The organism is Nocardia vulneris (assembly GCF_001613425.1).
GTDB classification, from domain to species: domain Bacteria; phylum Actinomycetota; class Actinomycetes; order Mycobacteriales; family Mycobacteriaceae; genus Nocardia; species Nocardia vulneris.
The window spans coordinates 199,887-226,184 of sequence record NZ_BDCI01000036.1 but is presented as its reverse complement, the minus strand read 5'-3'; the positions used below and the strand labels follow the sequence as shown (position 1 = coordinate 226,184).

General features: G+C 67.7%; 29 protein-coding genes. 11 read left to right on the top strand and 18 right to left on the bottom strand.

Annotated elements, in window-relative coordinates:
• Positions 1 to 249 precede the first annotated feature (249 nt).
• Complete coding sequence (locus tag NVU01S_RS32965; RefSeq protein WP_043674547.1) at positions 250 to 696, bottom strand: DUF6918 family protein; 447 nt, start codon at positions 694 to 696, stop codon at positions 250 to 252.
• 144 nt (positions 697 to 840) lie between these two features.
• Positions 841 to 1,497 (bottom strand): PaaI family thioesterase, encoded by a 657-nt coding sequence (locus tag NVU01S_RS32960; protein ID WP_052280857.1) that lies wholly within the window; start codon positions 1,495 to 1,497, stop codon positions 841 to 843.
• 84 nt (positions 1,498 to 1,581) lie between these two features.
• Here NVU01S_RS32960 and NVU01S_RS32955 point away from each other — a divergent pair, with 84 nt between their 5' ends.
• The 5 genes from NVU01S_RS32955 to NVU01S_RS32935 all read left to right on the top strand — a co-directional run bounded on the left by NVU01S_RS32955 (position 1,582) and on the right by NVU01S_RS32935 (position 6,275).
• Entirely contained in the window at positions 1,582 to 2,475 is an 894-nt protein-coding gene (locus NVU01S_RS32955; protein ID WP_014988526.1) for a 1,4-dihydroxy-2-naphthoyl-CoA synthase, read from the top strand.
• A 1-nt stretch (position 2,476) separates the two neighbouring features.
• Entirely contained in the window at positions 2,477 to 2,869 is a 393-nt protein-coding gene (locus tag NVU01S_RS32950) for a VOC family protein (protein ID WP_043674553.1), read from the top strand.
• 385 nt (positions 2,870 to 3,254) lie between these two features.
• A complete protein-coding gene (gene menE / locus NVU01S_RS32945; RefSeq protein ID WP_043674556.1) occupies positions 3,255 to 4,388 on the top strand; it encodes an o-succinylbenzoate--CoA ligase in 1,134 nt (377 codons plus the stop codon).
• A 73-nt stretch (positions 4,389 to 4,461) separates the two neighbouring features.
• Positions 4,462 to 5,442: a daunorubicin resistance protein DrrA family ABC transporter ATP-binding protein gene (locus tag NVU01S_RS32940; RefSeq protein ID WP_043674559.1), complete on the top strand. Its 981-nt coding sequence runs from the start codon at positions 4,462 to 4,464 to the stop codon at positions 5,440 to 5,442.
• Positions 5,439 to 6,275: an ABC transporter permease gene (locus NVU01S_RS32935; RefSeq protein WP_043674561.1), complete on the top strand. Its 837-nt coding sequence runs from the start codon at positions 5,439 to 5,441 to the stop codon at positions 6,273 to 6,275. Before NVU01S_RS32940 ends, NVU01S_RS32935 begins: the two co-directional genes overlap by 4 nt.
• A gap of 82 nt (positions 6,276 to 6,357) precedes the next feature.
• Here the strand turns inward: NVU01S_RS32935 and NVU01S_RS32930 are convergent, their stop codons facing one another.
• The gene (locus NVU01S_RS32930; protein WP_052280858.1) at positions 6,358 to 9,699 is read right to left on the bottom strand and encodes an AfsR/SARP family transcriptional regulator; all 3,342 of its coding nucleotides are present in this window, start codon (positions 9,697 to 9,699) and stop codon (positions 6,358 to 6,360) included.
• 86 nt (positions 9,700 to 9,785) lie between these two features.
• On the opposite strand from NVU01S_RS32930, the gene NVU01S_RS32925 reads away from it, so the two are divergent.
• Both NVU01S_RS32925 and NVU01S_RS32920 read left to right on the top strand, forming a co-directional pair.
• On the top strand, positions 9,786 to 10,253 hold the full coding sequence (locus NVU01S_RS32925; RefSeq protein WP_029899416.1) for an SRPBCC family protein: 468 nt from the start codon (positions 9,786 to 9,788) through the stop codon (positions 10,251 to 10,253).
• 55 nt (positions 10,254 to 10,308) lie between these two features.
• Positions 10,309 to 11,178 (top strand): 1,4-dihydroxy-2-naphthoate polyprenyltransferase, encoded by an 870-nt coding sequence (locus NVU01S_RS32920; RefSeq protein ID WP_043674566.1) that lies wholly within the window; start codon positions 10,309 to 10,311, stop codon positions 11,176 to 11,178.
• Positions 11,179 to 11,237: 59 nt separating this feature from the next.
• Here the strand turns inward: NVU01S_RS32920 and NVU01S_RS32915 are convergent, their stop codons facing one another.
• The 5 genes from NVU01S_RS32915 to NVU01S_RS32895 all read right to left on the bottom strand — a co-directional run bounded on the left by NVU01S_RS32915 (position 11,238) and on the right by NVU01S_RS32895 (position 14,152).
• Entirely contained in the window at positions 11,238 to 11,621 is a 384-nt protein-coding gene (locus tag NVU01S_RS32915) for a phage holin family protein (protein ID WP_014988534.1), read from the bottom strand.
• A 148-nt stretch (positions 11,622 to 11,769) separates the two neighbouring features.
• Positions 11,770 to 12,345 carry a Clp protease N-terminal domain-containing protein gene (locus NVU01S_RS32910; protein WP_043674570.1) on the bottom strand — a complete coding sequence of 192 codons (576 nt, stop codon included), beginning with the start codon at positions 12,343 to 12,345 and terminating at the stop codon, positions 11,770 to 11,772.
• Complete coding sequence (locus tag NVU01S_RS32905) at positions 12,345 to 12,566, bottom strand: hypothetical protein (protein ID WP_043674573.1); 222 nt, start codon at positions 12,564 to 12,566, stop codon at positions 12,345 to 12,347. Before NVU01S_RS32905 ends, NVU01S_RS32910 begins: the two co-directional genes overlap by 1 nt.
• A 147-nt stretch (positions 12,567 to 12,713) precedes the next feature.
• On the bottom strand, positions 12,714 to 13,799 hold the full coding sequence (gene cds1 / locus NVU01S_RS32900) for an L-cysteine desulfhydrase Cds1 (protein ID WP_043674576.1): 1,086 nt from the start codon (positions 13,797 to 13,799) through the stop codon (positions 12,714 to 12,716).
• Positions 13,796 to 14,152, bottom strand: a complete 357-nt coding sequence (locus tag NVU01S_RS32895) for a DUF4229 domain-containing protein (RefSeq protein WP_043674580.1) — start codon at positions 14,150 to 14,152, stop codon at positions 13,796 to 13,798. Before NVU01S_RS32895 ends, cds1 begins: the two co-directional genes overlap by 4 nt.
• Before the next feature lie 183 nt (positions 14,153 to 14,335).
• On the opposite strand from NVU01S_RS32895, the gene NVU01S_RS32890 reads away from it, so the two are divergent.
• Positions 14,336 to 14,545: a BldC family transcriptional regulator gene (locus tag NVU01S_RS32890; RefSeq protein ID WP_014988539.1), complete on the top strand. Its 210-nt coding sequence runs from the start codon at positions 14,336 to 14,338 to the stop codon at positions 14,543 to 14,545.
• Between the two features lie 118 nt (positions 14,546 to 14,663).
• Positions 14,664 to 14,873, top strand: coding sequence for a hypothetical protein (locus NVU01S_RS32885; RefSeq protein WP_042265553.1), 210 nt, complete (start codon positions 14,664 to 14,666; stop codon positions 14,871 to 14,873).
• Between the two features lie 35 nt (positions 14,874 to 14,908).
• Here NVU01S_RS32885 and NVU01S_RS32880 read toward each other — a convergent pair whose 3' ends face one another.
• Positions 14,909 to 15,169, bottom strand: a complete 261-nt coding sequence (locus NVU01S_RS32880; protein WP_156161700.1) for a hypothetical protein — start codon at positions 15,167 to 15,169, stop codon at positions 14,909 to 14,911.
• Between the two features lie 100 nt (positions 15,170 to 15,269).
• On the opposite strand from NVU01S_RS32880, the gene NVU01S_RS44350 reads away from it, so the two are divergent.
• Positions 15,270 to 15,446 carry a hypothetical protein gene (locus NVU01S_RS44350; RefSeq protein WP_167829409.1) on the top strand — a complete coding sequence of 59 codons (177 nt, stop codon included), beginning with the start codon at positions 15,270 to 15,272 and terminating at the stop codon, positions 15,444 to 15,446.
• 5 nt (positions 15,447 to 15,451) lie between these two features.
• On the opposite strand, the gene NVU01S_RS32875 is transcribed toward NVU01S_RS44350, so the two are convergent.
• A complete protein-coding gene (locus NVU01S_RS32875; protein WP_156161701.1) occupies positions 15,452 to 15,880 on the bottom strand; it encodes a hypothetical protein in 429 nt (142 codons plus the stop codon).
• Between the two features lie 195 nt (positions 15,881 to 16,075).
• Positions 16,076 to 16,879 (bottom strand): LLM class flavin-dependent oxidoreductase, encoded by an 804-nt coding sequence (locus NVU01S_RS32870; protein WP_043674589.1) that lies wholly within the window; start codon positions 16,877 to 16,879, stop codon positions 16,076 to 16,078.
• A 656-nt stretch (positions 16,880 to 17,535) separates the two neighbouring features.
• Between NVU01S_RS32870 and NVU01S_RS42750 the strand changes: the two genes are divergently transcribed.
• Positions 17,536 to 19,299 (top strand): ATP-binding protein, encoded by a 1,764-nt coding sequence (locus NVU01S_RS42750; RefSeq protein WP_082032164.1) that lies wholly within the window; start codon positions 17,536 to 17,538, stop codon positions 19,297 to 19,299.
• 230 nt (positions 19,300 to 19,529) lie between these two features.
• Here the strand turns inward: NVU01S_RS42750 and ccsB are convergent, their stop codons facing one another.
• The 7 genes from ccsB to hemL all read right to left on the bottom strand — a co-directional run bounded on the left by ccsB (position 19,530) and on the right by hemL (position 26,173).
• Entirely contained in the window at positions 19,530 to 20,498 is a 969-nt protein-coding gene (gene ccsB, locus NVU01S_RS32860; protein WP_043674598.1) for a c-type cytochrome biogenesis protein CcsB, read from the bottom strand.
• Positions 20,499 to 20,500: 2 nt separating this feature from the next.
• Positions 20,501 to 22,159, bottom strand: a complete 1,659-nt coding sequence (resB, locus tag NVU01S_RS32855) for a cytochrome c biogenesis protein ResB (protein WP_043674674.1) — start codon at positions 22,157 to 22,159, stop codon at positions 20,501 to 20,503.
• Positions 22,160 to 22,179: 20 nt separating this feature from the next.
• A complete protein-coding gene (locus NVU01S_RS32850) occupies positions 22,180 to 23,013 on the bottom strand; it encodes a cytochrome c biogenesis CcdA family protein (protein WP_029899428.1) in 834 nt (277 codons plus the stop codon).
• 28 nt (positions 23,014 to 23,041) lie between these two features.
• Complete coding sequence (locus NVU01S_RS43695) at positions 23,042 to 23,293, bottom strand: hypothetical protein (protein ID WP_042265394.1); 252 nt, start codon at positions 23,291 to 23,293, stop codon at positions 23,042 to 23,044.
• The gene (locus NVU01S_RS32845; protein ID WP_052280859.1) at positions 23,290 to 23,931 is read right to left on the bottom strand and encodes a TlpA disulfide reductase family protein; all 642 of its coding nucleotides are present in this window, start codon (positions 23,929 to 23,931) and stop codon (positions 23,290 to 23,292) included. The genes NVU01S_RS43695 and NVU01S_RS32845 overlap by 4 nt, the downstream gene beginning before the upstream one ends.
• Positions 23,928 to 24,587, bottom strand: coding sequence for a histidine phosphatase family protein (locus NVU01S_RS32840; protein ID WP_373864230.1), 660 nt, complete (start codon positions 24,585 to 24,587; stop codon positions 23,928 to 23,930). Before NVU01S_RS32840 ends, NVU01S_RS32845 begins: the two co-directional genes overlap by 4 nt.
• A gap of 248 nt (positions 24,588 to 24,835) precedes the next feature.
• Positions 24,836 to 26,173 (bottom strand): glutamate-1-semialdehyde 2,1-aminomutase, encoded by a 1,338-nt coding sequence (hemL, locus tag NVU01S_RS32835; protein ID WP_043674602.1) that lies wholly within the window; start codon positions 26,171 to 26,173, stop codon positions 24,836 to 24,838.
• Positions 26,174 to 26,298 lie beyond the last annotated feature (125 nt).

Sequence of the window (26,298 nt, the reverse complement as noted above, 5' to 3'; positions counted from 1 at the left end):
GGATGGCACCGTGCGGTGTCGCCGAGATCGCACGGCGTGCCGCGCCGGAGGGCTCCGGCGCAGTTGCGCCAGCTGTCCATCCGCGCACTCGCCCCGGCGCGCGCGGCCGATCGGCCCCGGCGTGCGGATCAGCCCGCACAGCAGAACGCGCCGCACATCGAAAAGCGCGGCCGCGGACGGCCGTTCGATGTGCGACGCGTCCAACGTGCACGGCAGATGAATTCAGCAGGCTGAATCAGTGCGCCTGATTCAGTTGGCGTGCTTCTGCACCAGGTCGCCGACCCGGGGCAGCGCCTCGATGACGTTCTTCTTGGCCGAGGAACGCATCGACGAGTAGACCTTCTTCAGCGCGGGCCGGGTGGACGCGTCGGCACGCGCGTCGGTGACGGCCAGCAGGGCCTCGGCGACCTCGTCCGACTTGGCGACGAGCAGATCACCGAACTTGCCCGAGCCGGACGCGGTGTACTCCTGCCAGAACGGCTCGAGCTGCGCAACGAGTTTGGGCGCCAACGACTCCAGCGCATCAGGCACGATCGACGGGCTGATCTTCTTGACCGCCGCGTAGCCACCCTTCACAGCCAGGCCGGACGCACCACCCTTGTCCGAGACCTCGGCATCAAGAACCTCGACGGCATCGGCAAGGAAAGCCGGGCGCTTGGCGTCGTCGAGCAGGGATTCAGACAGTGCTGCAACCACTTTCAGGTTCCTCCGGAATAGGTTTCGATGAACGAGCGACCGCAACTATACGCACCGTCGCGCGGCTGGTCGCGGCACTCACCCGCTAACGAGTCGCGTCCCAAACGTGGTCTGCGCCACGGAAAATACAGACCGGGCGGTCGCTCATGGCTGCCACGGCAGCAATTGCACCATCAAACCTTCGCAGTCGGCGAGCACATTGCCCTGCTCATCGAGCAATTCGGCGGTGATGAACGTCTTGCGCCCCTCGGTCCGGTCGACCCGGCCGCGCACGGTCAGCGGCGTCTCCAGCGGAGTGATCTTGCGGTAATTCACATGGAGATACGCGGTGCGACTGATCGGGCGTCCGGCGTAGTGCACGATCATGCCGAGCAGATCGTCGAACAGCAGCGGCAGCACGCCGCCGTGCGCCGCGCCGTTGCCGCCGAGATGAAAGCGGCGGAACTCGCCCGCCATCCGGATACCGTCCGGTCCCGCCTCGAGCACCCGCCACGGCAGCAGCAAAAGGCTGCCGCGCCCGGGCAATTCGACGGCCCGGCCGGCGGGGCCTTGCAATTCCGGGGCACGGTAGGGCTCCAGCAGCGCGACGAGCTCTTCGGCCTGGGCGAGCGCGGCCCCGAACACCTCGTCCGGCGCGTCCACGGAAACGGCGAGGTCCTGCAGCGTCCGCATCGCCTCGACGAACGGGCCGAAATGGCGCCCGATCTTCGCGCGGGAGACCTTGGGAAATCCCCCGTGCTTCTCGTACCGGGATTCGTCCACCGCGCTGCGGTCGATAACCGGTTTCACTCCCTCAGTCATATACGCACCATAACCATCTTTTTTACACCGTCAAGTCGAAGCTGGGGCGTAGGCCGGTCCGGCGCGCGGGCAATAATCACTGGCGTGACGTTCAATCCGAAGTTGTGGCGGCCCGTCCCCGGGTTCGAGAATCTGACCGACATCACCTATCACCGGCACGTCGAGCAGGGCACCGTCCGGGTCGCCTTCGATCGGCCGGAGGTGCGCAACGCGTTTCGCCCGCACACGGTCGACGAACTCTATCGGGCGCTCGATCACGCGCGGATGACCCCGGATGTCGGCGCCGTGCTGCTCACCGGCAACGGGCCCAGTCCCAAGGACGGCGGCTGGGCGTTCTGCTCCGGCGGCGATCAGCGCATCCGGGGCCGCAACGGTTACCAGTACGCCAGCGGCGACACCGCGGACACCGTCGACCAGGCGCGGGCGGGCCGGTTGCACATCCTCGAGGTGCAGCGGCTGATCCGGTTCATGCCGAAGGTGGTGATCGCCCTGGTGAACGGCTGGGCCGCGGGCGGCGGGCACAGCCTGCACGTGGTCTGCGACCTCACCCTGGCCAGCCGCGAGCACGCCCGGTTCAAGCAGACCGACGCCGATGTCGGCAGCTTCGACGGCGGCTACGGCAGCGCCTACCTCGCGAAGATGGTCGGCCAGAAGTTCGCCAGGGAGATCTTCTTCCTCGGCCGCCCGTACACCGCCGAGGAGATGCACCAGATGGGTGCGGTGAACAAGGTGGTCGACCACGCCGAACTGGAAGACGTCGCCCTGGAGTGGACCGCCGACATCAACGGCAAATCCCCTCAGGCGCAACGCATGCTGAAGTACGCGTTCAACCTGCTCGACGACGGGCTGGTGGGCCAGCAGCTGTTCGCGGGCGAGGCGACCCGGATGGCGTACATGACCGACGAGGCCGTCGAGGGCCGCGACTCGTTCCTGGAGAAGCGCAAGCCCGACTGGACCCCCTACCCCTGGTACTTCTGACATGGAGATCCTGAACAGCAGAATCCTGCTGCGCCCCGCCGACTACGACACCACGCTCGGGTTCTACCGCGACGGACTCGGTCTCGCGATCTCGCGGGAGTATCCGGGCGGCACGGTCTTCTTCGCGGGCCAGTCGCTGGTCGAGGTGGCCGCGCACGGCGGCTCGGGCGAGGACTCGCGGTTCGAAGGCGCGCTCTGGTTGCAGGTGCGCGACGTGTCGGACGCCGCCGCCGAACTCGCGCTCAAGGGCATCCCGATCGACAAGGCCCCCGCCGAACAGCCCTGGGGGTTGATCGAAATGTGGCTGCGCGACCCGGACGGGGTGCCGATCGTGCTCGTCGAGGTGCCGGCCGCACATCCGATCCGCCGGGATGCCCGCTGGTCAGCGGACTGATCGCCGGTCCGCTTTGTTCCAAATGGGCACATCGAGTTGCCAAGGAGTGTCTCGGCGAGGACGATAGCGCTCGGATGGCCCCCGACCGCCGTTGTTTGGCCCGGCCGCCGTGTGAACCCGTCCGACGAGTGAATCGCAGTCCGCATGCCTGGCGAACCTGAGCCCCATTTCTTGGGGGCGGCCGAACACGTCTCGCGCCGCCCCGGCAAACCGACCACCCGTTCCGCGTTCGGCGACGCGGTCATGACACGATCCCTACCGTGAGCGAGCGCAGTGAGCGGGCCGAGGGCACAGCGCCTCTGGGCACGAGGGGGTCGAGCATCGAGGTGCCGGGGGCCGTCGAGGCAGGTGAGGTGGGGTCGTGAGGACGCTCCGGACTTTGCCGATGCCCACCGGTTCCGGTGCGGGCGACGTCCTGCCGCACCTGCGAGAAGCGTTGGAGGGCAATGGGCCCGCGTGGCTGCCGATCCCGACCAGCGACCGCAGAGAAGCCCGGCGGCTGAGCGACGCGCTCTCCCCCGGCGAGACGATCGATGACGATGTCGCCCTCGTGGTGACCACCTCCGGCACCACCGGCGTACCGAAGGGCGCGATGCTCAGCGCCGCCGCGCTGCGGGCCAGCGGCACCGCCACCCACGACCGCCTCGGCGGACCGGGCAGCTGGCTGCTGGCGCTGCCGACCCATCACATCGCGGGCATCCAGGTGCTGTTGCGCAGCATCCTGGCGGGCACCCAGCCGACCATCCTCGATGTGTCCGGCGGCTTCCTGCCGGAGGCGCTGGCCGGCGCGGTATCGAGCATGCGGGGCGAACGCCGCTACACCGCACTGGTACCGACTCAGCTGATCAAGGCCCTGGACGCGCCCGGCGCCGCGGCGGCGCTGGCCGCACTCGACGGTGTCCTGGTCGGCGGCGCGGCCACCCCGCTGCCCGTCTACGAGCGTGCGAAAGCGGCGGGCATCAATGTCGTTCGCACCTACGGCATGAGCGAGACGTGCGGCGGCTGCGTGTACGACGGCGTGCCGCTGGACGGCACCGAGGTGCGCATCGAGGACGGCCGGGTCGTGCTCGGCGGCACGATGATCGCGTCGGGCTACCGCGGCCAGCCCGACCATCCCGCGTTCGACGAACCCGGCTGGTTCCGCACCGAGGACGCGGGCGTCTTCGACGACGGCAGGCTGCGGATCACCGGCCGGCTCGACGAGGCGATCATGACCGGCGGTCTGCTGGTGATCCCGCAGGTGGTCGAGGCCGTGCTGATGACCCATCCGGCGGTCCGCGAATGCGTCGTGCTCGGGCTGCCGGACGAGCGGCTCGGCCAGCGGGTCGCCGTGGTCGTGGTGCCCGCGGCGGGCGCGGTGCCGACGCTCGACGAACTGCGCGAGCACGTGGTGGCCGAACTGGATGCGATCGCCGCCCCGCGCGAACTCGGCATCATCGACGAGATCCCGTTGCGCGGCCCCGGCAAGCCGGACCGCAACACGCTGCGCAGGCAGTTGCTCGCCGACTCCTTGCACTAGCCGGGCAGCCGGCCGGCGGTCGCGCCATCGCGACGCAAGGGCGGTGCAAGAGGCGGGTCGCAGAGTCATACCCATGACTTCTTTCACACCCACTGCAGCACTCGCCGTGGAGGCGGACGGGCTGGTCAAGGTGTTCGGGGAACAGCGCGCCGTCGACGGCGTGAGCCTGGCGGTGCCGCAAGGCTCGGTGTACGGCGTGCTCGGACCGAACGGCGCGGGCAAGACCACGACCATCAAGATGCTCGCCACCCTGCTGCGCCTGGACGGCGGCAGCGCCCGCATCTTCGGCCACGATGTGGTCGCCGAACCGACGGCCGTCCGGTCGTTGGTCGGCGTCACCGGGCAGTACGCCTCGGTCGACGAGGATCTGTCCGCCACCGAAAACCTGATCCTGTTCTCCCGCCTGCTCGGCCTCAGCCGCGCCGCGGCCAGGCGCAAGTCGGTCGAGCTGCTCGAGGAGTTCGATCTCGTCGAAGCGGCGACCAAACCGCTCAAGAACTTCTCCGGCGGCATGCGCCGGCGCCTGGATCTGGCGGCCAGCCTGATCGCGACCCCGCCGCTGCTGTTCCTCGACGAGCCGACCACCGGCCTGGACCCGCGCACCCGCGCCCAGATGTGGGAAACCATCCGCAGACTGGTCCGCGAGGGCGCCACGGTGCTGCTCACCACGCAGTACCTGGACGAGGCCGACCAGCTGGCCGACCGGATCGCGGTGATCGATCACGGCCGGGTGATCGCCGACGGCACCGCCGACGAACTGAAGGCCTCGGTCGGTGGTTCCTCGCTGCACTTGACGCTGGCCGATCGGACCCAGCTCGACGAAGCCCGCCGGGTGGTCGGTGACTTCCTCGGCGCCGAGGCCACGATCACGCCCGAGGCGGGGCGGCTCACCGCCCCGCTGCGCGACGCCGGCGTGACCGCCGATCTGCTGATCCGCCTGCGCGAGTGGCAGATCGGGATCGAAGAGATCACGGTCAGCAAGCCGAGCCTCGACGAGGTCTTCCTCACCATCACCGGCCATCCGGCCGACGACGACGAAAGGAGCGCGGCATGACGACGCTCACCGCCCCCTCCCCTGCGCGCGATGCGGCGCCGCTGCGCATCCCCGAGGTCAGCAACCACATCGGACTGCGCCAAGCGGCGTCGACCTCGCTGACCATGGCCTACCGCGGCCTGCTGAAGATCAAGCACAACCCGGAACAACTCTTCGACGTGACGGTGCAGCCGATTCTGTTCACCGCGCTGTTCGCCTTCATCTTCGGCGGGGCGATCGGCGGGAACGTGCACGACTATCTGCCCGTCCTGATCCCCGGCATCCTGGTCCAGACGGTGATCCTGACCTCGGTCGTCACCGGCACCCAGCTGCGCGAGGACATGGACAAGGGCGTCTTCGACCGGTTCAAATCCCTGCCGATCGCGCGCATTTCGGCACTGGCGGGCGCATTGATCGCCGACATGGTGCGCTACACCATCGCCACGGCGCTCACCGTGATCGTGGGCCTCTGCCTCGGCTACCGTCCCGGCGGCGGTTTCGTCGGTGTCCTGGTCGCCGCGCTGGTGATCATCGTCTGCTCGTTCGCGGTCAGCTGGATCTGGGCGCTGGTCGGCGTCACCGGTAAGAGTGCCGCAGGCGTGCAAGGTATCTCGATGATGGTGATGTTCCCGCTGACCTTCATGTCCGGCGCGTTCGCGATGGTGAGCACCATGCCGGGCTGGCTGCAGGGACTCAACCACGCCAACCCGATCTACTACATGGTGAACACCTGCCGGGAGCTGATGAACGGCAACCAGTACACCGGCAATTTGGCCTGGTCGCTGCTCGGCTCGGCGCTGGTGATCGCCATCTTCGCGCCGCTCGCGGTCAAGGCGTACATGCGCCGGGCGTGAGCACGGAAACCCCATGTGGGACAACGCAACGCCGGACGGCAGTGAGCCGTTCGGCGTTGCGTCGTCGGCTCCGGTCTTCGGATCAGGGAGCTTTGGCCAGCTCACGCAGGATGGCCATGATGCGTTCGGCCGAATCCCGGCGCCGCAGGCGGCTCACCCTGGCCCGGGCCTCGTCGAACGGTTGCGCGCCGAGCCGCTCGCGCGCCAGTTCGACGTGGGTGGCCCAGCGCATCGACGGAAAGTCCTGGCGGCAGAACACTTTGGGCGCCAACGCGAGCAGATCGGTGCCACGCGCGGAGTCCTGCTCCGTGGCGATCAGATAGGAGCCGACCGCACAGGCGATGCCGCCGATCTGCGGCAGATCGGCGTACTGGGTCAGCATCGGCACCGTCTGCTCGATCAGCTGATCGACGAACGCGCCCGCGGTGTCGAACGCACCGTGCAGTACCCGGGCGTCCAGGGCGGCCGCGCCGAGCATCAGCGAACCAGGACCAGGGCTGACGTCGGTGGACGGCCAGCCGTACAGTTCGAGCGCCCGGTCATACCGCTGCAGGCCCTCCGCGATATCACCACGGCTGAGCGAGACCTCGGCCGCGCCCTGCATCACCGTGGCGAGCAGCCGGTTCGGGCCCGCCAGTCCGCTGTCGACGTCGGCGGCGCGCAGGGCGAGCTCCAACTCCTGTTCGGCGCGGGCCTGCTCGCCCGCGCCGAGCAACGCCGCCACCAGCATGCTGCGCGTTTCGATGGTGTCCTCGTAGGCGCCGAGGCGCACCAGCATCTCGAGCGATCGGCGGTAGTACGGAACGGCTTTCGCGTACTCGGCAATCTGCCCGTACACCTGGCCGAGGTGCCGGCACACCATGGCGGTGCTCCAGACGTTGTCGTGGTCGAAGATCTCGAGCGCGCGCACCGCGTCCAGCGTCGAGCCGCGCACGTCGCCGAGGTTCTCGCGCAGGTTCGCGCGCAGCAGCAGCGCGCTGGCCTTGGTCTCGGCATCGGGCGAGCGCACGGCGTGCGCGATCAGACGGGCCAGGCCACGGCCGTCGGCTCTGGTCAGCACGATGTCCGCGACGAAACTGTTGCTCGGGGTGAGTTCGGCTCCGCTGCGCAGCATTCGGCGCACCCGCAAGCGCAGGGCAGCCAGGTCACGCGCGCTGCCGTTGCTGTAGGCGAGGTGCAGGAACATGGTCTGGTAGCTGGTCAGCACCAGATCGGGCGGCGGCGCCTGCGGGCCGCTCTCGTCGGGATACAGTCGCGCGATCCGCCATGCCCAGCCGACCACCTCCGCATGCGAACCGCGCAGCATCCACAGCGCGGAGACGATCGGGAAGACGATGTAGGCGGTGTACGCGTCCTCCCGGTCGAGCGCGGCGCGCAGCGCGGCGAGCAGATTGTCCAGCTCCGCCGCCACCGACAACGCCAGCCGCACCTGGTCGCCGGTGCGATACCGGTCCGCGACATCGAGGGCATACGTCCTGGCCCACAGCAGCATTCGATCGGTCACCAGTTCGGCCTCGCCGGGCCAGGCGGCCAGCTGTTCCGCGCCGTACTCGCGCACCGTCTCCAGCATGCGGTAGCGGGTGCCGAGCATCTCGTCGTCGAGCACCGTCAGCAGCGACTGGTTCACCAGGCCGTCGACCGCCGCGGCGGCATCGTCGACATCGGGACCGGAGGCCACCAGTTCGGCCGCCGAGAGCGTGAAACCCGCCGGGAATCGGCACAATCGGCGCAGGGCCGCCTGCTGCGGCGCGTCGAGCAGATTCCAGCTCCAGTCGATCACCGCGTGCAACGTGCGATGGCGTTCCGGCGAACTCCGATCCCCGTGCCGGAGCAGGGCGAACCGGTCGGCCAGCCGCAACGTGATCTCTTCGACGCTGAGCACCCGCACCCGCGCGGCCGCCAGCTCGATGGCCAGCGGCAGGCCGTCCAGCGTATGGCACAGCTGTGCGACCACATCGGGGTCGAGCCGGACCCCGGGCCGCACCGCCCTGGCCCGCGCCGCGAACAACTCGGTCGCGGGCGACCCGGTGGGGTCGATGGCCAAGGGCGGCAACGGATACACCGTCTCGGCCGTGATCATCAGCGGCGCCCGGCTCGTGGTCAGCACGGTCAGCCGATCGGCCACCCCGATCAGGTCGGCGACCACCACGGCGACCGCCTCGATCAAATGCTCGCAGTTGTCGAGGATCAGCAGCATCGGCCGGGCGGCCACGGCCTCGCGCAGCCGCTGGCGGGCATCGATGCGCGGCCGCAGCGTCGTGGTGTTGTACCCGACATCGCTCAGTCCGAGCGTCGCGCTGATCGCCGCCTCGATCTCGACCCTGGCGTCGGCGCCCTCCGCGCGGACCGAGGCCAGCTCCACCAGCACCACCCGGTTGGCCGCCGCGGCGCGGGCGCCGACCTCGTTGGCGATGCGGGTCTTGCCCGCGCCACCCGGCCCGAGCACCGTGATCACCCGGGACACGTGCAGCAGCGCGGCCAGCGCGCTCAGGTCCGTCGCCCGGCCGAGCAGCGCGTTCGGCGCGGCCCGCAGGCCGATCGCCGCGGGCAGGGCGAATTCCGGCACATCGATATCGCGAGCCACCGCGTCGACCGGCGGTCGCGGCGCGGCGGTGCCGTTGTGCCCCAGCGCTTCCCCGCGCAGAATCGCGGTGTTCAGCTCGATCAAGGCCGGTCCGGGATCCGCGCCGAGTTGTTCGACGAGCCGAGTCCGGAACGCGGCGAACGACTCCAGCGCCTCGTTCTGGTGACCGGCGAACGCGAGCAACCGCATCAGCGTGAGCTGTGCCGATTCGTCCAGCGGTGCGGCGCCCGCCCGATAGCGCGCGAGGCGCAGCGCGCCCTCGATATCGCCCGCGGATTCGCGCGCCGCGAGTTCCAGCACGGTCAATTCGGTGAGCCGGGTCGCCGCCGCGGCGCACAGCGCGTCGGCGACCTCGCCCGGCGGCAGGTCACCGCCCGGTTCACCGCGCCACAGCGCGCGGGCCTCGGCGATCGACGCCAAGCAGGCCGCGTGCTCGCCGGCGGTGCGGTATTCACGCGCCCGGCGCAGCAGCTCGGCGGTGCGGGTCAGATCCACCTCGTCGGCGCGCAGTGTGAGCCGGTAGCCGGCCGGGCCGATCTCCAGCGCGCCGTCCGGCAGCGCGGCCCGCAGCCGCGACACCTGGGTGTGCAGCGCGTTCATCGGGGCACGCGGCGGTTGCTCACCCCACACGTCATCGATGAGGGTTTGCGCACTGCGGCTACGGCCCGGCCGCAGGGCCAGGGCCGCGAGCAACAAGCGCGATCGGGCGCCCGGCAGCGCGGTCAGCGCGCCGTCGCGGCGCAGCGCGATCTCGCCCAGCAGAGCCACCACGACCGGTTCGCCTGCGGGCGCCCGCAACACTCGACCGCGACCACCCGGGCCGCTCTGATCCGACAACATCCCGCGGTCATCGTATGCGAGCAGGACTGACCGAGCCGACATGGTTTTTCCCTCGTTCCCTATGGTCGGTCCCCTACGCTGTGCGCATGGCTGAGTTCGAAGTGGTCCGGCAGGCCGTCATCTCGGCCGAGCCGTCGCGTATTCACGGGCTGATCGACGACCTGCGGGAGTGGACCAAGTGGTCCCCGTGGGAGGACCTCGATCCGCAGTTGCAGCGCACCTACACGGGCGCGGAATCCGGCGTCGGCGCCAAGTACGCCTGGACCGGCAACCGCAAGGCCGGTGCGGGTCGGATGGAGATCGTCGCGAGCGCCGAGCGCGAGATCGCGATCCGGCTGGACTTCGAGAAGCCGTGGCAGGCCACCAACCAGGTCCTGTTCGAGCTGAACCCGACCGAATCCGGCGCCACCGAGGTGGTCTGGCGGATGAGCGGGCAGCAGCAGGGCCTGATGAAGGTGCTCTCGAAGATCCTGCCGACCGACAAGTTCGTCGGCAAGGATTTCGAGAAGGGCCTCGCCCGGTTGAAGGCGGTCGCCGAGGGCAACGGACAGTAGGCGCCGCGCGCGCCTGCGCACGGCCACCGCGCGACCGCGACACTATGCTGCGGGAATGGCTACTGCAGCGCAATGGATCGAGGGCGCGCGTCCACGCACCCTGCCGAACGCAATCGCCCCGGTGCTGGCCGGCACCGGCGCCGCCGCCTCGCTCGACGGCGCGGTGTGGTGGAAAGCCGTTCTCGCGCTGCTGGTCTCGCTGGCCCTGATCATCGGCGTCAATTTCGCCAACGACTACTCCGACGGTATCCGCGGCACCGACGACGTCCGGGTCGGCCCGGTCCGGCTGGTCGGCCAGAAACTGGCCTCCGCCGCCGCGGTGCGCAATGCCGCAATGCTCAGTCTGGCCCTCGCCGCGGTGCTCGGACTGATCCTGGCCGCGACCACGGCCTGGTGGTTGCTGCTGATCGGCGCGGCCTGCCTGGCCGGCGCCTGGTTCTACACCGGCGGCAGTAAGCCCTACGGGTACAGCGGATTCGGCGAGATCGCGGTGTTCGTGTTCTTCGGCCTGGTCGGCGTGCTCGGCACCGAATTCGTGCAGGCGGAGCGGATCGACTGGGCGGGTGTGGTGCTCGCGGTCTCGGTCGGCGCGTTCTCCAGCGCGGTGCTCGTCGCGAACAACCTGCGCGATATCCCGACCGACTCGCAATCCGGGAAGGTCACGCTCGCAGTCAAACTCGGCGATCCCCGGACCAGGACGTTGCAGCTCGCCCTGCTGGCCGTGCCGTTCGCCGGCACGCTGGCGCTACTGGCACGCACGCCGTTCGCGCTGGTCGGCCTGCTCGCCATCCCGCTCGCGGTACGCGCCAACGCCCCGGTCCGCGCCGGGAAGGGTGGGCTGGAACTCATTCCGGCGCTGCGGGATTCCGGCCTGGCGATGCTCGCCTGGTCGATCCTGACGGCGCTGGCGCTCGGTTTCGCCTGATACCGCGCCCCGCCCGCGTACCCGGATCCGATCCGCGTACGCGTGGCGAGGCGCCGGGTTCAGTCGTTGTCGGGAACCAGGATGCCGAGCACCCAGTTCACCAGCGAGACGATGATGCCGCCGATCACGGCCGCCCAGAACCCGTCGACCCGCAGACCGTAGTCGGTGGTCTCGGTGATCTTCGCGGTCAGCCACAGCATGAGCGCATTGATCACCAGCAGGAACAGGCCCAGCGTGACGATCACCAGCGGCAGTGACAGCAGCTTCACGATCGGCTTGACCAGCGCGTTCACCACCGTGAAGACCAGGGCGACGGCGATCAGCACGATGATCTTGCCGCCGTTGCCGTTCTCGGCCGGGCTGACGATATCGATTTTGTCGACCCAGGCGGCGGCCAGCCAGATCGCCACCGCGTTGATGATCAACCGAATCAGAAGCTGCATGCGCCCATGCTAAGACGGCGAGGTGGACATGTGTCGACTCGAAACGCGAATTCCGGGCTGGTGGCTGGTCGGCGCGGGCGGGCGGAGCGGCCGCGCGGCGCTCGGTGACCGTGTCCGCGTTCGCGTTCGGTCTACCCATGTCCACTCGCTAGGCGGCGCGATCGAGCAGCGTGTGCACCTTGGATCGCAGCTCGTCGATCGGGCCGGAGCCGCCGAGCAGCCGCTCGGTGGTCGGGTTGGGGGCGCGCAGGATGCCGAGCAGCACATGTCCGGATTCGATGGACTTGTCCTTGCGGGCCAGCGCTTCCCGTAGCGAGAGTTCGAGCACCTTCTTCGCGTCTTTGGTGAACGGGATGTGCCCGAAGTTCCGGCCGCGGCCGAACGGGCCGCGGCGTTCCTCGGGGACCGCGCGCTCCAGCGCGTCGGAGCCGAAGTTCGCCTCCAGTGATTCCCGGACGGCGTCGAGGTCGATGCCGATCGAGCGCAGCGCCTCGGCGTCGTCCGCGCCCAGCGGCGCGCTCTTGCCGTTGTCGGCCAGTGCCTGCGTGACGCCGGCGTGGGTGAGACCGGACGCGGCCAGCACGCCGCGCAGCTCCGCTTCACCCTGCGACAGCAGTCCGAGCAGCACGTGCTCCACCTCGATGGTGGGCGAACGCAATTCCCGCGCGTCTTCCTGGGCGACGACGATGGCCATCCGTGCCGATCTGCTGAACCGTTCGAACATCAGCGGTTCCTGCCTCTCCGATTGTGCTTCTGATGGACTGCCTGCTTGCTGACCTCGAGCGCCTCCGCGATCGCCTGCCAGGACCAGCCCTGTGCGCGGGCGTTGGTCACCTGGATCGCTTCCAGCCGTTCGAGCAGCCGTCGCAGCGCGAGCACCGCACGCAACCCGACCTTGGGGTCGGGGCTGCCCGCGGCGGCCGCCAGAGTGGTTGCTTCTGTCATGTCGTCAATTTTGATTGACGATGCCGGGCGATGTCAACAAAAATTGACGACGGTTCGCCGACAGCGGAACGACCCGCCCTTCGTTCGGAACGACAAAGGCCACCTGTGCACGGTGTCCGCGCACAGGTGGCCTCGCAGTGTCGGCGCTCAGCCCGCCCAGGTGCCGGTGGCGGTGAACTTGTCCAGAATCGCGGTCGGCTCGGCCAGGCTCAAGCCCTGCGATTCGACCCACCCGTCATCGAAATACGTTCCGGCATAACGATCTCCGCCGTCACACAGCAGGGTGACCACGCTGCCGCCGCGGCCCGCGGCGAGCATCTCGGCGATGATCGCGAACACGCCCCACAGATTGGTGCCGGTCGAGCCGCCGACGCGGCGACCGAGCACCCGGCTGGCGTAGCGGGCGGCCGCGATCGAACCCGCGTCGGGCACCTCGATCATCCGGTCCACCACCTGACCGACGAACGAGGGCTCCACCCGCGGCCGGCCGATTCCCTCGATGCGCGAAGACATTCCGGTCTCGTAGCCCGCGTCACCGGTCTCGTAGCCACCGTAGAACGCGGAGTTCTCCGGGTCGACGACCGCCAATTTCGTTGCGTGCCTGCGGTATCGGATGTAGCGCCCGATGGTCGCGCTGGTGCCGCCGGTGCCCGCACCGACCACCACCCAGTCCGGCACCGGATGCGACTCCAAAGCCATTTGCTGGAAAATGGATTCGGCGATGTTGTTGTTGCCCCGCCAGTCGGTGGCGCGCTCGGCATGGGTGAACTGATCCATGTAGTGGCCACCGCATTCGGCGGCCAGCCGGGCCGCCTCGGTGTACATGTCCGGCGGGCGCTGCACGAAATGGCAACGGCCGCCTTGTGCTTCGATCAACGCGATCTTCTGCGGCGAGGTGCTCGCCGGCATCACCGCGACGAAATCGAGGCCGAGCAGCTTCGCGAAATACGCCTCGCTCACCGCGGTCGAACCCGACGACGCCTCCACCACCGTGGTGCCCTCGTGCACCCAGCCGTTGCAGATCGCGTACAGGAACAGCGAGCGCGCCAGGCGATGCTTGAGACTGCCGGTGATGTGCGTGGATTCGTCTTTCAGGTACAGCTGCACGTTCCACTCCGCGGGCAGCGGATAGCGGAGCAGGTGCGTATCGGCGCTGCGCTGCGCGTCGGCATCGATCAACCGGACCGCGTTGTCGACCCAGTCGCGCGGCGTGCTGCGATCGCAGGCCTTCACGAGGCGGCTCCCGGCCCGTCCTCGGGCGCCTCCCCGCGCAGCCGGGCCCGCAACTGGGCTTTGTCGTGGCGGCGACGCTCGTCCACCACGGCGATGTCCTCGTTCACCCGCACGCGCAGCCGCTTGAACAGCAGCAGCGACAGCGGCATCGCGATGATCAGGGCGAACAGCGCGGCGACGACCAGCGGGATGTCCACCGACACCAGCTGGGCCACCAGCACGATCAGCACCGTGATCACCACGACCAGCGCCAGCCGGGCCAGCGTGTACAGGCCGAGGTTGCGGGCGAGCCGACGACCCGCGCCAGCGGTTTGCTGTCCTGGAGCACCATCCGGTGGAGTTGCGTCACTCACGTCGATCAGCCTATGCGAAGCTGTTGCCCGCCCTCGGGCCGCGCCTCGCGCCGAGGTCGAACGCGTATCCGTTTTGTCTATTACTTCCCCTTTACCAACAGTAGGTGGTTCGAGTACCTAGGGGTTTCAGTGCAACGATGTCGCCATCTGATGAGGGAACTGTCGAGAACGGAGAGGTTTGCTATGAGTGCGATCACCGTCGGCGGCCAGGACACCCTGCTGACACCAGGGCAGGTTGCTGCCATGTTCCACGTCGATCCGAAGACGGTTACGCGCTGGGCGCATGCCGGTCGACTCGGGTCGTTGCGCACACCGGGCGGGCATCGCCGGTTCCGTGAATCAGAAGTGATGCAGCTGCTCAAGTCGCTCACCACCGAGGCGACCTCGCGCTGACTCGGGCTGCGCGGGCCCATCGTGCCGGGGCCCGCGCCCACCCGGGGCAGACGATTTCACGTCTGCGGTGTGCGGGAGCTACGCGCGGGACTACCCTCGTAAACAGGAGGTGAGCGACGTGACGTACCTGTTGGCACTCATCGCGGTCGTGGCAGTCGCGGTGTTGTGCTGGAAAGCGTTCGGCCCGGAGAAGTCCGCCGGGTCGACTCCGAGCGCTCCCGCGCGTTCACCGCGTAAACGCATCATGGGCCCGGACGACGATCCGGAATTCCTCTGGCGGCTCTCCCGCCAGCATCGCGACGGCGATTCCGGCAGCAACGAACGCTGAGCGTTCGCGTCGAATGCCCGTCGCGCCTGTACAACTCACCCGTCGATGACGTCCAGCCCCGGCAGCCCCTCGCTGTCGCGGAGCTGGTTCGCGAGCATCGTCAGATACTGCTGAGCCTCCACCGACAGCCCTGCCGCGGTCCGAGCCAGCCTGCGCAGCGCCGTGTCGTTCAATTGATTGACCAAGCTCCCGTCCGCATTCACAACCGCCGCCGGGAGATAGGTGAAGTATTCGGATTCCAAGAGTCCGTCCCATCGAGCCGTCGAGCGCCGGATCAGCGCCTCGGATGTAGACAAGACACCCCCCTTTCCCGAACGGCACGGCGCTTAGACCGTGATGTGCACCACGTTCTCCCGTCAAGGGGTGTGGTCGCGCCTCGCCGGGTATGCCCGGCACATGGGCGATCATCCGCAGCGGACGCCGTTCTACGGCATGGTGATGATGCTCGCGGCCATGATCAGCGGGCTCTGGGTGGCCGACCTGCCGTGGGTCGCGCTGCGGGTGGTCGCGTATCTCGCGTTGCTCGTGGTCGCGTTGGCCGGATTCCTGATGACCTTTCGCGATTACTCGTGAATTTCCTATCCCCGGTAAAGAGTGGCCGTGCGAACAGAGCCGGCGTACGCGAGCGATCCGTCCGGCTGGAGGCGGACGACCGACGCGCCTTCGACCGCCGCGCAGTCCGTGCCGCCGACCGGACGAGCCGCCAGCGTCAGCTCGGTCTCGTCGACGGTGATGACGCGATCGATGGTTTCGCACCGATTGCCGGAAATGCGCTCGGTCTGCGTGAGGAGAACCAGTTCCTCGGAATTCTTGCCCGGTTTGATGGTCACCTCGAGATCGAACACCCGCTGCCCGTCCTCGGCTGTCCCCCGCCAGTTGCCCAGGAACGCTTGCGGAATGTTCCAGACCGCGGAAACGGGTGTGGTGTCGCGCGAGCGGGTGGTCGTGGTGGCGCCGATGTCGGTGGCCTCGTCGCCGGACCGACCACCGACCAGGGTCGCGACCACCACGGCAAGCACAGCCGCCCCCGCGACCACCGCCGATCGCCACCACATCGATCGATTCGATGGTCGTTTCACTGGCGGCATCGTGCCCGCCGAGCCACGGTCCATCACCCACCAGTGTAATCCGCGGCAGGGCAACCCATCCCATGATTCCGGTGCGGTACGGGTCAGCTCATCCGCCAGGCAGGTGCCGTCGCCTCACAGAGCGGCGTGGAGTTTCGCGGCGAATTCGTAGTCTCGCTGCCAATCCGGGCCGGTGGGGGCGAGGATGACACGGTGGACGCCTGCCGCGGCGTGCGCGGCGAGGTGGTCGGTGGCTGCGGCGAGGCCGGTGGACAGATCGGGTGCCACGACAGTGACTTTCGGTGCCGGTTTGCCGAATTCTTCGGCGAGCGCGGCCAACTCGGATATTTCCCGGGGTAGATCGGCGACGTCGGGGCGCAGCGTGATCCAGCCGTCCGCGAATTCCGCCGCCCGGCGGCGAGCACGAGACCCGTTGCCTGCCACAAGAATCGGCGGAACAGTCGCGCCGGGCGACAGCGTTGCTTCGACACCGTTGATCGCGGTGGGCTCGCCGGCGATCAACGCGGGCAGCACCCGCAGCGCCTCGTCCGTCCGCCGCCCACGATCGGCGAACTCGAAACCGGCAGCGCGCCAACCGATATCGCCGTGCGCCGGATTCCCGGTCCCCACGCCCAGCAGCAACCGATCGCCTGAAACATGCTGCAAACTACCGACCTGCTTCGCCGCCCACGCAGTCGGCCGCAACGCCAGCAGCATCACGTTGTAGCCCACCTTGATCCGCTCGGTCACCGCCGCCGCAGTCGCCAGCACCACCGTGCTGTCCAACATCGGCGCACTCGCCACCAAATGATCCGTAGACCACACAGATTCGAGCCCCAGCCGCTCCGCCGCCCGAGCACTCGCCCGCACATCCCCCAGAATCGGCCGCCCCGGATCCGGCGTAGAAGTCGGCAAAATAACACCAATCGCAAGCGCCACAGCTCATCCCATCCAGTACCGAGCACCACCCAGCACCCTTGTTTCCGTTACCAGAAACAACCTATGCCCCACCCCCGAGCGCCCCAATACCCAAAGCCCTCAACCCCATATCCCAAACGCTCACCCGCCCCATCTGCCCGCCCACACCGAGGGGCCACCCCAGTCATCACAGACCGCCCACACCGAATCCCGGCGCGCCCACGGCAAGTCGCTATGCGACCCGTCGAAAACCTCGATAGGACCCCGCGACAGACGAAGTCGCTGAGCCGGGGATCGGCTAGCCGGAGGCTGGAACGACTAGTTCAGACCCGCGTAGGAGCACAGGCCCGAGATCACCATGTTGACGGTGAACACCGCTCTCGGCGTTTGGATCATCGGGACGCTGATGGCGCTGATGGTTTGGCGTGACCAATCAGGTTTGGATCGTTGCCGATGCGGGGTCAGTTGGGCGCGGTACGCACTCACTGCGTACCGAGGCGACAGGCTGGATGCCAACGGAAGCCAATAGACGACATCTATAGACCAACAGAAGGCCGTAAGAGCCGACAGTTGCTCGTCTGTAGACTCTACAGACGAGCGATGGTGTCTACAGATAGCATCATTACAGCTAGACGGTAACGTTTGACCCTATCGGAGGGTCGCGGCGCAGGAGGCACATGGACGTCATAGAGCTGGAGGTGCTACTGGAGGATTGCAGAAGCCTCGGTGGCGATCACAGCACATGCGAGATCAAGAAATCCCAGCGCGGATTCCCGCATACCATGTGGGAAAGCATTAGCGCACTCGCGAATGCCCAAGGCGGATGGATAGTCCTAGGAGTCGACGAGAAGAGGAGTTTCAGGATCGTCGGAGTTGAAGATCCCGCACAAATTGAATCTCAATTGGCGGCTGTTTGTTCCGAGATGGAACCACCGGTCCGATCCGAGATCTGCACGGTACAAGTCGAGGGCAAGTCCGTTATCACCAGCTACATTCCTCCCACACCACGAGATCAACGCCCTTGCTACAAAAGGAATCTTGGACCATACTCTGGATCACGAATTCGCGTAGCCGACGGCGATCGCAAGTTCACAGACTATGAAGTTTCGGTTCTACTTTCCAATCGAACGGAACCTAGATATGACACCACGCCAATAGAATCGGCGTCACTATCCGATCTGAATGAAGAAATACTCTCGTCGTTTTTGCGTCGAGTACGAGAAACAAAGGGCGATATCTTTCGTCGCGTGGATGACATTCGGGCGCTTACGATGCTCAACGTCGTCAAAGAGCACAAGGGAATTGTCGTACCGACTTTAGCTGGTTTACTCGCGTTCGGCGAGTATCCTCAGACTTACGAGCCACAACTTGATCTAACATTCGTCGCATACCCCACGAGCGAGCCAGGGATACTTGGTAGAGTCGGCGAGCGATTCACGGAAAACCGAGCTATAGACGGACCTATTCCTGTAATGGTCAGCGAATGCATACGACTTCTCAAGAGAAATATGAAGCGCCGTAGCATCGTCACTGGGATATACCGCGTGGATGAATGGGAGTACCCAGAGGAAGTCCTCCGCGAAGCCCTGGTCAACGCCCTCGTGCACCGAGACTATTCGGAGCATGCCAGAGGTATGCAGGTCCAGGTCGAGATGTACCCCGACAGGCTTGTAATCCGCAATCCCGGGGGCCTCTATGGCCCAGTGGCCGTAAATAGCTTGGGAGTTGATACGGTTTCATCTTCGCGCAACAAAGCATTGTTGAAGATTCTTGAAGACACGCCGTACGCTGACGGCCACATGGTCTGCGAAAATCGCGGTAGTGGTATTACGAGAATGCGAGTCGCCCTTACTGAAGCCGGAATGGAACCACCGCGCTTTCTCGATGATATAGCTTCGTTCACCGCCGAATTTCCGAACCATACGCTGCTTGATGAAGAAGCACTGGCTTGGCTCCAAAGCCTGGACAACCACCCCTTGACGCGTTCGCAAATGACTGCGCTCGTCACAATGCGAAACGGTGCGGTTATGACCAATAGTGCATACCGCTTAGCTACCGGCATTCAAGATAGCCGCGCCGCCAGTCGCGAGTTGAAGGAATTGGTCGATAGGCAACTAATCGATCAACAGGGGACTCGGGGCACTGCTACATATCACCTCACTGGCCGACTTCCGACGCAAGATGAGTTTCCAATTGAGATGGAAGTAAAAGGTTCCATCGAGACAGCGACAGAAAACAGTTCCCCCCTCACCCCCTTGCAGCAACAGGTTCTAGATGCCCTCGGTGACGATGAGGTTTCTCGATCCGAAATCGAGAAGCGAACTGGCCTAAGCTACAGTCAAGCGATTTCGGTGCTACAAAGCCTCAGAGATAAAGGGCGCGTGACGATGATCGGCGTGCCACGCTCAAAGAATGCCACTTGGCGTGCGGCATCCTCATAACTCATCCCTGAACCAAAGAACGCTTCCCACGTAGACGCATGACCCGCCGGACGCACCGGACCGGCTCGATCCGCAGATCTGTGGCCCAATGCGGACTAGACAACCCGTCTCGCGGTCGGTGTCGTCCTCCGAGGCTGGCCTGTTTCCGCTGCGTGCTCACTGCGTACTCAGACCGATGAGCCGGGTCCGGATGAGGATGGAGGCGACTCGAACATGCAGGTAGCGGACGGTCAGTTCAGTCCGGCGTAGCTGTGCAGGCCGCTGATCACCATGTTGATGATGAAGAGGTTGAAGAGCATGGCTACGAAGGCGGCTACGTTGATCCAGGCGGCTTTGGTGTCGCGCCAGCCCGAGGTGGCGCGGGCGTGCAGGTAGGCGGCGTAGAGGACCCAGGCGATGAAGGAGCAGGTTTCTTTGGGGTCCCAGCCCCAGAAGCGGCCCCAGGCGGCTTCGGCCCAGATGGCGCCGAGGATGACGCCGGCGCCGAAGAGGGGGAAGCCGATGATGGTGGTTTTGTAGGCGAGCCGGTCCAGGGTGCGGGCGTCGGGGAGGCGACGGGCGATGGCGCCGAGGACACCGGTGGACTCCGCGCCGTCGGGCTGGCGCAGGCGGAACAGGAACAGCAGGCTGGCGACGCCGGCGAACAGGAAGACACCGCTGCCGATGCTGACGATGGTGACGTGCACGGGCAGCCAGAACGATTTCAGCGCGGGCACCACGGGGGCGGCGTCGGCGTAGAGGACGGTGCCGGCGAGGAACAGCAGGATCAGCACCGGGACGAGCAGGAACACCCACATCGCCCGATACCGCTGCTCGCGCAGGAACAGCACACCCATGACGATGGCGGCGGCCGTCGCCATGGTGACGAACTCGTACATGTTGCCGAGCGGGAAACGGTGGGTGGCGAAGCCGCGCAGCACGATCGAGGCGATATGCAACACGATCGCGACGACGAGCACGGAGAACGCCGTGTTGCCGAGCCGCTCGGACAGCGTCTTCGCGGGCGGGGCGGCGATCCGGCCGGGCGCGGCGGGATCGACGGCAGGACCACCGACGGACACGAGTTCGCGCTCGGCGACCTGACGGCTGCGCGCGGTGGCGTACTGCCAGATGAGCAGCACGAGCACCAGCGCGTAGACCACGATCGCGGTCTTGAACGAGAAATCGCTGTAGCGCGCGATGGTCTCGTTGATCGGCATCTCTAGTCTCCCGTGGTCTTCGCGGCGGACGGACCGTCCAGCAGGCGCGCCCGCAGTTGATCGAACTCGCCACCCCAGCCCGCTTGATCGGTCCGAGCCAGCCCGCCCATCTCTACTACAGTGCGTCGTTTGTCCAAGGTACCGGCTGCGCTCTCGGCCGGGTAGACCCGGACCCAGATCCGCCGCCGCTTCACCAGCAGCGAGACCAGCAGGCCGAGCATCATGATCACCGCGCTCACCAGCACCCACTGCTGCGCCGGATCATGCGACACCTGCAGGTTCGCGAACTCCTGCGCGCCGTCGAAGGTCACCTTGGTGCCGTTGGGCAGGCTGGTCGACTCGCCGGGACGCAGATTCACCCTGGCTTCTTTGGTCAACCGGCCCTGCTTGACCTGTTCGGTGTCGAGCGCGAACAGCGACTGCGGCTTGCCGGTGTCCAGGCCGGTGTCGCCACGGTAGATGTCGACGGCGACGGCCGGGTCGTTCATCGCGGGGAACGACGAGGTCATCAGGCTGCCGTGGAACAGCGCGGTCGGCGCGAACAGCCCTTCGATGGCGATCTGGTTCTTGCGGCGCTCCTCGTCGGTGGCGTACATGCCGCCCGGCGGGTCGATCCGCAGCACCCCGCTGGACAGGAAGGTCATCGCATCGTCCGGACGCCACTGGATGGATTCGGTGCGGGTCTGCCCGTTCGGGAAGGTGACGGTGAATTTCGGTGCGTAGCCGTGGCCCTGCAGATAGATCCGGTCGCCCGCGACCCGCAGCGGATGGTTCACCTGGATGCGCGTGGACCGCCAGGTGTTGGTCTGCAGATCGCCCTCGGCCTGGTATTCGATGTTCGAGGTGAACATCTCCGCCTGGCCGTTGGTCAGGTAGTCGGCCTTGAAGTCCTTGACCCGCACGCAGATCGGCGTCATGCCGGTGCCGTCGTTGACGTTGCCCGCTTTGAACGAGTCGAACACGGCGGGCGAGGTGGTGCAGAAGCCGGGCCCGTCGTTCGCGATGACGATGACGTTGCCCTCGTAGCCGAACAATTTGCCGACCGCGATGGCGACGAGCAGTCCGACCAGCGCGAGGTGGAAGACCAGGTTGCCGAGCTCGCGGGTGTAGCCCTTCTCCGCGGACAGCGTGACCTCGCCGTCCTTGGTGCCGGGCCGGACCTCGGTGCGCCAACCGCGCAACCCGGCACGAACCTGCGCGACCACCTCGTCGGGCGTCTGCTCGGCGGTACCGGAGTAGTGGTGCGGCAGCCGGGTCAGGTTGCGCGGCGCGCGCACCGGCGGCGTGCGCAGCGCGCGGTAGTGGTCGAAGCAGCGCGGCAGGATGCAGCCGACCAGCGAAATGAACAGCAGCACATAGATGGCCGTGAACCAGAAGCTGCCGAACACGTCGAACAACTCGAAGCGGTCCATCCACGGGCCGAGCGTCGGCCGGTCGGCGATGTACTGGGCGACCTTCTGCTCGTTCAGGCTGCGCTGCGGCAGCAGGGCGCCGGGGATCGCGGCGAGCGCCAGCAGGAACAGCAGCACCAGCGCGGTGCGCATGCTGGTCAGACCGCGCCAGGTGTTGCGCACGAACGCCAGCGCGCGCCCGGGCAGCGATTGCCGCGGCGGCAGCTGTCCGGTCGGCGGCTCGCCCGACGCTTGCTCGCTGTTCGTCATCGAATCAATGCTTTTCGTGCTCATATCGGCAGCGTCACCTCGGAGACGAAGGCGTCGCGCACCCAGCCGACGAACTGATCCCAGATCCCGGTGACCAGGGCCGCGCCCACCGCGACCAGCAGCAGCCCGCCGATGACCTGGATGGTGCGCGAATTGCGCCGCAGCCAGCCGACGCCGCGCAGCGCGCTGGCCGAACCGAAGGCGAGGATCACGAACGGCAGCCCGAGGCCGAGGCAGTAGGCCACGATCAGCGCCACCCCGCGCACGGCGGTGGTGCCGTCGGTGCCCGCGGCCACCGCCATCACGCCGGACAGCGTGGGGCCCAGGCACGGCGTCCAGCCGAGCGCGAAGACGCCGCCGAGCAGTGGCGCGCCCGCGATGCTGGTGAGCCGGCGCGGTTGCATCCTGGTGTCGCGCTGCAGCGCGGGGATCAGGCCGATGAAGACCAGCCCCATCAGGATGGTGACCACACCGCCGATCCGTTGCAGCAGTTCACGATTGACGTTGAGCGTCTGGATGACGCCGAAAACCGTGGCGGTGGCGAGCACGAACACCACGGTGAAGCCCGCGACGAACAGTCCGGCCGCGCCCGCGACCCGCATCCGCCCGCTGCGCGCGGGGTTTTCGACCGCGACCGAACCGCCTTGCGCCCCTTGGGCTTGCGCGACCGTCGCGGGCGGTGCCTCGGCGCCGACCAGCCCGGCCAGGTAGGACAGGTACCCGGGCACCAGCGGCACGACGCACGGCGACGCGAACGACACCAGGCCGGCCAGCAGGCAGGCGCCGAGTGCCAGCAGCAACGGCCCGGTCGCCGCGGTCTGCTGGAACGAATCACCCACGGCGGCCAGCACCATCACCGCGCCACCGGGCTAGACGCGCGATTCACCCGTTTTCACCATCCGGTGTCTGCTCGACCGGCTCTTCGTCGCCGCGCACCACGATGCGCGGTTCGCTCGGTCCCTCGGTCGCGCCGAACAGCACGCCGAAGTCGAGCAACGAGTCCGCGGCTACGCTGCGCGGTACGGTGGCGATGCCCTTCCACCGGTCGTCCACGGCCCAGGCGCCGCCGATGCGGCGAGCCCCCTGCCGGGGTCGACAGGCACGCAAGGTACGGGTGCGGCGATCGCGATTCACTGTGCTTCCTCCGAGGCGATTTTTTGAACGATCGGTTGCAGATCGTCGGCCAGCAACGAGCGCAGGAACACCGCGGCGACGCGGTGCTGACGATCCAAGACGAGGGTGGTGGGGATGACGCTGGTCGGGAAGTTCCCGCCGAGCGCGAGCAGCGTACGCATGGACGGGTCGTAGATGGACGGGTAGCCGACCTTGTTGTCGACCACGAAGTCCTGCGCCTTGTCCTGCTGCGGGTCCCGGACATTGATTCCGAGGAAGGCAACGCCGCTGTCTTTCGTTGCCTCATAAACCTTTTCGAGCGCGGGGGCCTCGGCCCGGCAGGGTCCGCACCACTGCCCCCACAGGTTGAGCACCACGACCTTGCCCGCGAAATCGGCGACCGAGACGGTCTTGCCCGCGGTCATCAGGTCGGGCCCGGACAGCGGGCCGATGGTGCCGCGCGCGCCGGGCGGATCGTAGAAGATCTCGGTCTTGCCGCCCGGCGAGACGAATTCGAAGGTACCGCCCGAGGCCACCGCGTCCGTACCGCCGGCACAACCCGCGACCCCGGCGATCAAGGCCAGGCACGCGAGGAGAGCGGGAACCACCCGCCGGACCGAACGGGCAGGCGGGGTGGCGAACGCGGCGGAGGAGATCATGCGCCGTGTACCGCGGGATCCGAACCACCGGCGGGCTCGGAGTAGACGATATCGACGAGCGTGTCGCCCTGGTAGACCAGCGACGTCAGCGAGGCGAGCGAGCACTGCCGCACCCGCGGGTCGTGCCAGAGCCGCTGGCCCTGCAGGAAGCGGCGCAACGTCCAGACCGGCAGCTGGTGCGAGACGAGCACGGCTTCGCGCCCGGCCGCCTCCACCCGCGCCTTGTTCACCGCGGCCAGCATGCGGTGCGCGATCTGCAGGTACGGCTCGCCCCAGGACGGGGTGAACGGGTCGCGCAGCTTCCACCAGTGCCGCGGCTTGCGCAGCGCGCCGTCACCGACCGAGACCCGCAGGCCCTCGAACGTGTTGCCCGCCTCGATCAGGTTCTCGTCCGTGCGCACGATCAGCTGGTGTTGCGCGGCAATGGGTTCCGCGGTCTCCTGCGCGCGCTGCAGCGGGGACGCGATGACCACCGCGATGTCGTGGTCGGCCAGCGTGCGCGCGACGGCGGCGGCCTGCGAGCGGCCCGCCACCGAGAGGCTGAACCCGGGCAGGCGGCCGTAGAGGATCCCGTTCGGGTTGTGCACCTCGCCGTGGCGCAGCACGTGCACGATCGTCTCCACCGGCTCGGTGCCGTGCTGCAAGCCGGCCGCCAAGGGCTTCTTGGCCTCGGAACTCGAAGCCGCACTGTCGTTTTCGTCGACCCGAGGAGTCGGCTCCGGGCCGCCGGACGCGGCGGCGGCGAACTGCGCGCCCGCGTCGATGACCGTCGCATCGGCGGCGCCGGAATCGGCGAGTTCCACCTCGCTGCTCGCGGCGGCGGCCGGCGTCTCGGCCTGGCCTGCGGCTGCGGCGGGCTGTTCTAGCTCGCGCTGGTCGGCGTCGGGCTGATCGTGATCGGGGCTCACGCGCGGGATCCTTCGGGAGTGGCGGCCGCGGCCGCGTGTGCGGCGGCGGGCAGGGCTGCGGCGATACGGTCGAACGCGTCCTCGTCGAGCGCCGCGGAGACGAACCAGGTCTCGAACGCGCTCGGCGGCGCGTACACGCCACCGTCCAGCAGGGCGTGGAAGAACGCGGGGTAGCGCCAGGTCTGGCTCGCCTTGGCGGCGGCGTAGTCGGTGACCGGGCGTTCGGTGAAGAACACGCTCACCATATTGCCCGCGAACTGCACCCGATGCTCGACCCCGGCCGCACCCAGCGCTTCGCCGAAGAGCGCGCCCAGCCGCTGGGCATTGCGGTCCAGCGCCGCGTACACCGCGTCGTCGGCCGCGCGCAGCGTGGCAAGCCCGGCGGCGACCGCGACCGGGTTCCCGGACAGCGTGCCCGCCTGATAGACCGGGCCGAGCGGGGCCAGGTGATTCATGATCTCGGCGCGGCCACCGAACGCGGCGGCGGGCAGGCCGCCGCTCATCACCTTGCCGAAGGTGTAGAGGTCGGCGACGACGCCCTCGTGTCCGAACCAGCCCGCCTTGCTGACCCGGAAGCCGGTCATCACCTCGTCCATGATGAGCAGCGCGCCGTGCTCGGCGGTGAGCCGGCGCAGGCCCGCGTTGAAACCGGGCTGCGGCGCGACGGTGCCCATGTTGCCCGCGGCGGCCTCGGTGATCACACAGGCGATCGAGTCCGGATGCGCGGCGAAGGCGGCGGCGACGGCCTCGAGATCGTTGTACGGCAGCACGAGGGTGTCGGCCGCCTGGGCGCCGGTGACCCCGGGCGAGGTCGGTAGCCCGAGGGTCGCGACGCCGGACCCCGCGTCGGCGAGCAACGCGTCGACATGCCCGTGATAGCAACCGGAGAACTTGATGATCTTGGCGCGCCCGGTGTAGCCGCGCGCCAGCCGGACCGCGCTCATCGTCGCCTCGGTACCGGAGTTCACCAGGCGGACCCGATCCACTGGCTGCACCCGCGCGGCGATGGCCTCGGCCAGCTCGATCTCCGCCTCGGTGGGCGCGCCGAACGAGAGGCCGCCGACCGCTGCGCGGCGCACCGCGTCGACCACCTCGGGATGCGCGTGGCCGAGAATCATCGGGCCCCAGGAACACACCAGGTCGACGTACTCGTTGCCGTCGGCGTCGACCAGGGTGTAACCGTTGGCGGACGCGATGAATCGCGGGGTGCCGCCGACCGAGTTGAAGGCGCGCACCGGGGAATTGACCCCACCCGGAATCACCGAACAAGCCCGGTCGAAGAGCTGAGCGGAAACCGGCACCGATGCGCTGGTCACGCGCGGAGAAGAACTCACGACCTCCAGTGTCGCAGCCCGCTCGGACGGGGGCGACGACAGGGGGCGGTGCTCGTGATGCACACCGCAACACGCCGGAGCACTATTTACGCCGTATTCGGTGGCCAGCAGATTGCCGGCCCGTA

What these genes read in the sequence shown, in the direction of transcription:
- NVU01S_RS32935 (WP_043674561.1), top strand. Translation starts at nt 5,439, where the DNA reads ATGACGACGCTCACCGCCCCCTCCCCTGCGCGCGATGCGGCGCCGCTG.
- ccsB (WP_043674598.1), bottom strand. Translation starts at nt 20,498, where the DNA reads ATGCCGATCAACGAGACCATCGCGCGCTACAGCGATTTCTCGTTCAAG.
- NVU01S_RS32845 (WP_052280859.1), bottom strand. Translation starts at nt 23,931, where the DNA reads ATGATCTCCTCCGCCGCGTTCGCCACCCCGCCTGCCCGTTCGGTCCGG.
- NVU01S_RS32905 (WP_043674573.1), bottom strand. Translation starts at nt 12,566, where the DNA reads ATGACAGAAGCAACCACTCTGGCGGCCGCCGCGGGCAGCCCCGACCCC.
- NVU01S_RS32910 (WP_043674570.1), bottom strand. Translation starts at nt 12,345, where the DNA reads ATGTTCGAACGGTTCAGCAGATCGGCACGGATGGCCATCGTCGTCGCC.
- NVU01S_RS32920 (WP_043674566.1), top strand. Translation starts at nt 10,309, where the DNA reads ATGGCTACTGCAGCGCAATGGATCGAGGGCGCGCGTCCACGCACCCTG.
- NVU01S_RS32925 (WP_029899416.1), top strand. Translation starts at nt 9,786, where the DNA reads ATGGCTGAGTTCGAAGTGGTCCGGCAGGCCGTCATCTCGGCCGAGCCG.
- NVU01S_RS32890 (WP_014988539.1), top strand. Translation starts at nt 14,336, where the DNA reads ATGAGTGCGATCACCGTCGGCGGCCAGGACACCCTGCTGACACCAGGG.
- NVU01S_RS44350 (WP_167829409.1), top strand. Translation starts at nt 15,270, where the DNA reads ATGGGCGATCATCCGCAGCGGACGCCGTTCTACGGCATGGTGATGATG.
- menE (WP_043674556.1), top strand. Translation starts at nt 3,255, where the DNA reads ATGCCCACCGGTTCCGGTGCGGGCGACGTCCTGCCGCACCTGCGAGAA.
- NVU01S_RS32960 (WP_052280857.1), bottom strand. Translation starts at nt 1,497, where the DNA reads ATGACTGAGGGAGTGAAACCGGTTATCGACCGCAGCGCGGTGGACGAA.
- NVU01S_RS32950 (WP_043674553.1), top strand. Translation starts at nt 2,477, where the DNA reads ATGGAGATCCTGAACAGCAGAATCCTGCTGCGCCCCGCCGACTACGAC.
- NVU01S_RS32940 (WP_043674559.1), top strand. Translation starts at nt 4,462, where the DNA reads ATGACTTCTTTCACACCCACTGCAGCACTCGCCGTGGAGGCGGACGGG.
- NVU01S_RS32930 (WP_052280858.1), bottom strand. Translation starts at nt 9,699, where the DNA reads ATGTTGTCGGATCAGAGCGGCCCGGGTGGTCGCGGTCGAGTGTTGCGG.
- NVU01S_RS42750 (WP_082032164.1), top strand. Translation starts at nt 17,536, where the DNA reads ATGGACGTCATAGAGCTGGAGGTGCTACTGGAGGATTGCAGAAGCCTC.
- NVU01S_RS32915 (WP_014988534.1), bottom strand. Translation starts at nt 11,621, where the DNA reads ATGCAGCTTCTGATTCGGTTGATCATCAACGCGGTGGCGATCTGGCTG.
- NVU01S_RS32850 (WP_029899428.1), bottom strand. Translation starts at nt 23,013, where the DNA reads ATGGTGCTGGCCGCCGTGGGTGATTCGTTCCAGCAGACCGCGGCGACC.
- resB (WP_043674674.1), bottom strand. Translation starts at nt 22,159, where the DNA reads ATGACGAACAGCGAGCAAGCGTCGGGCGAGCCGCCGACCGGACAGCTG.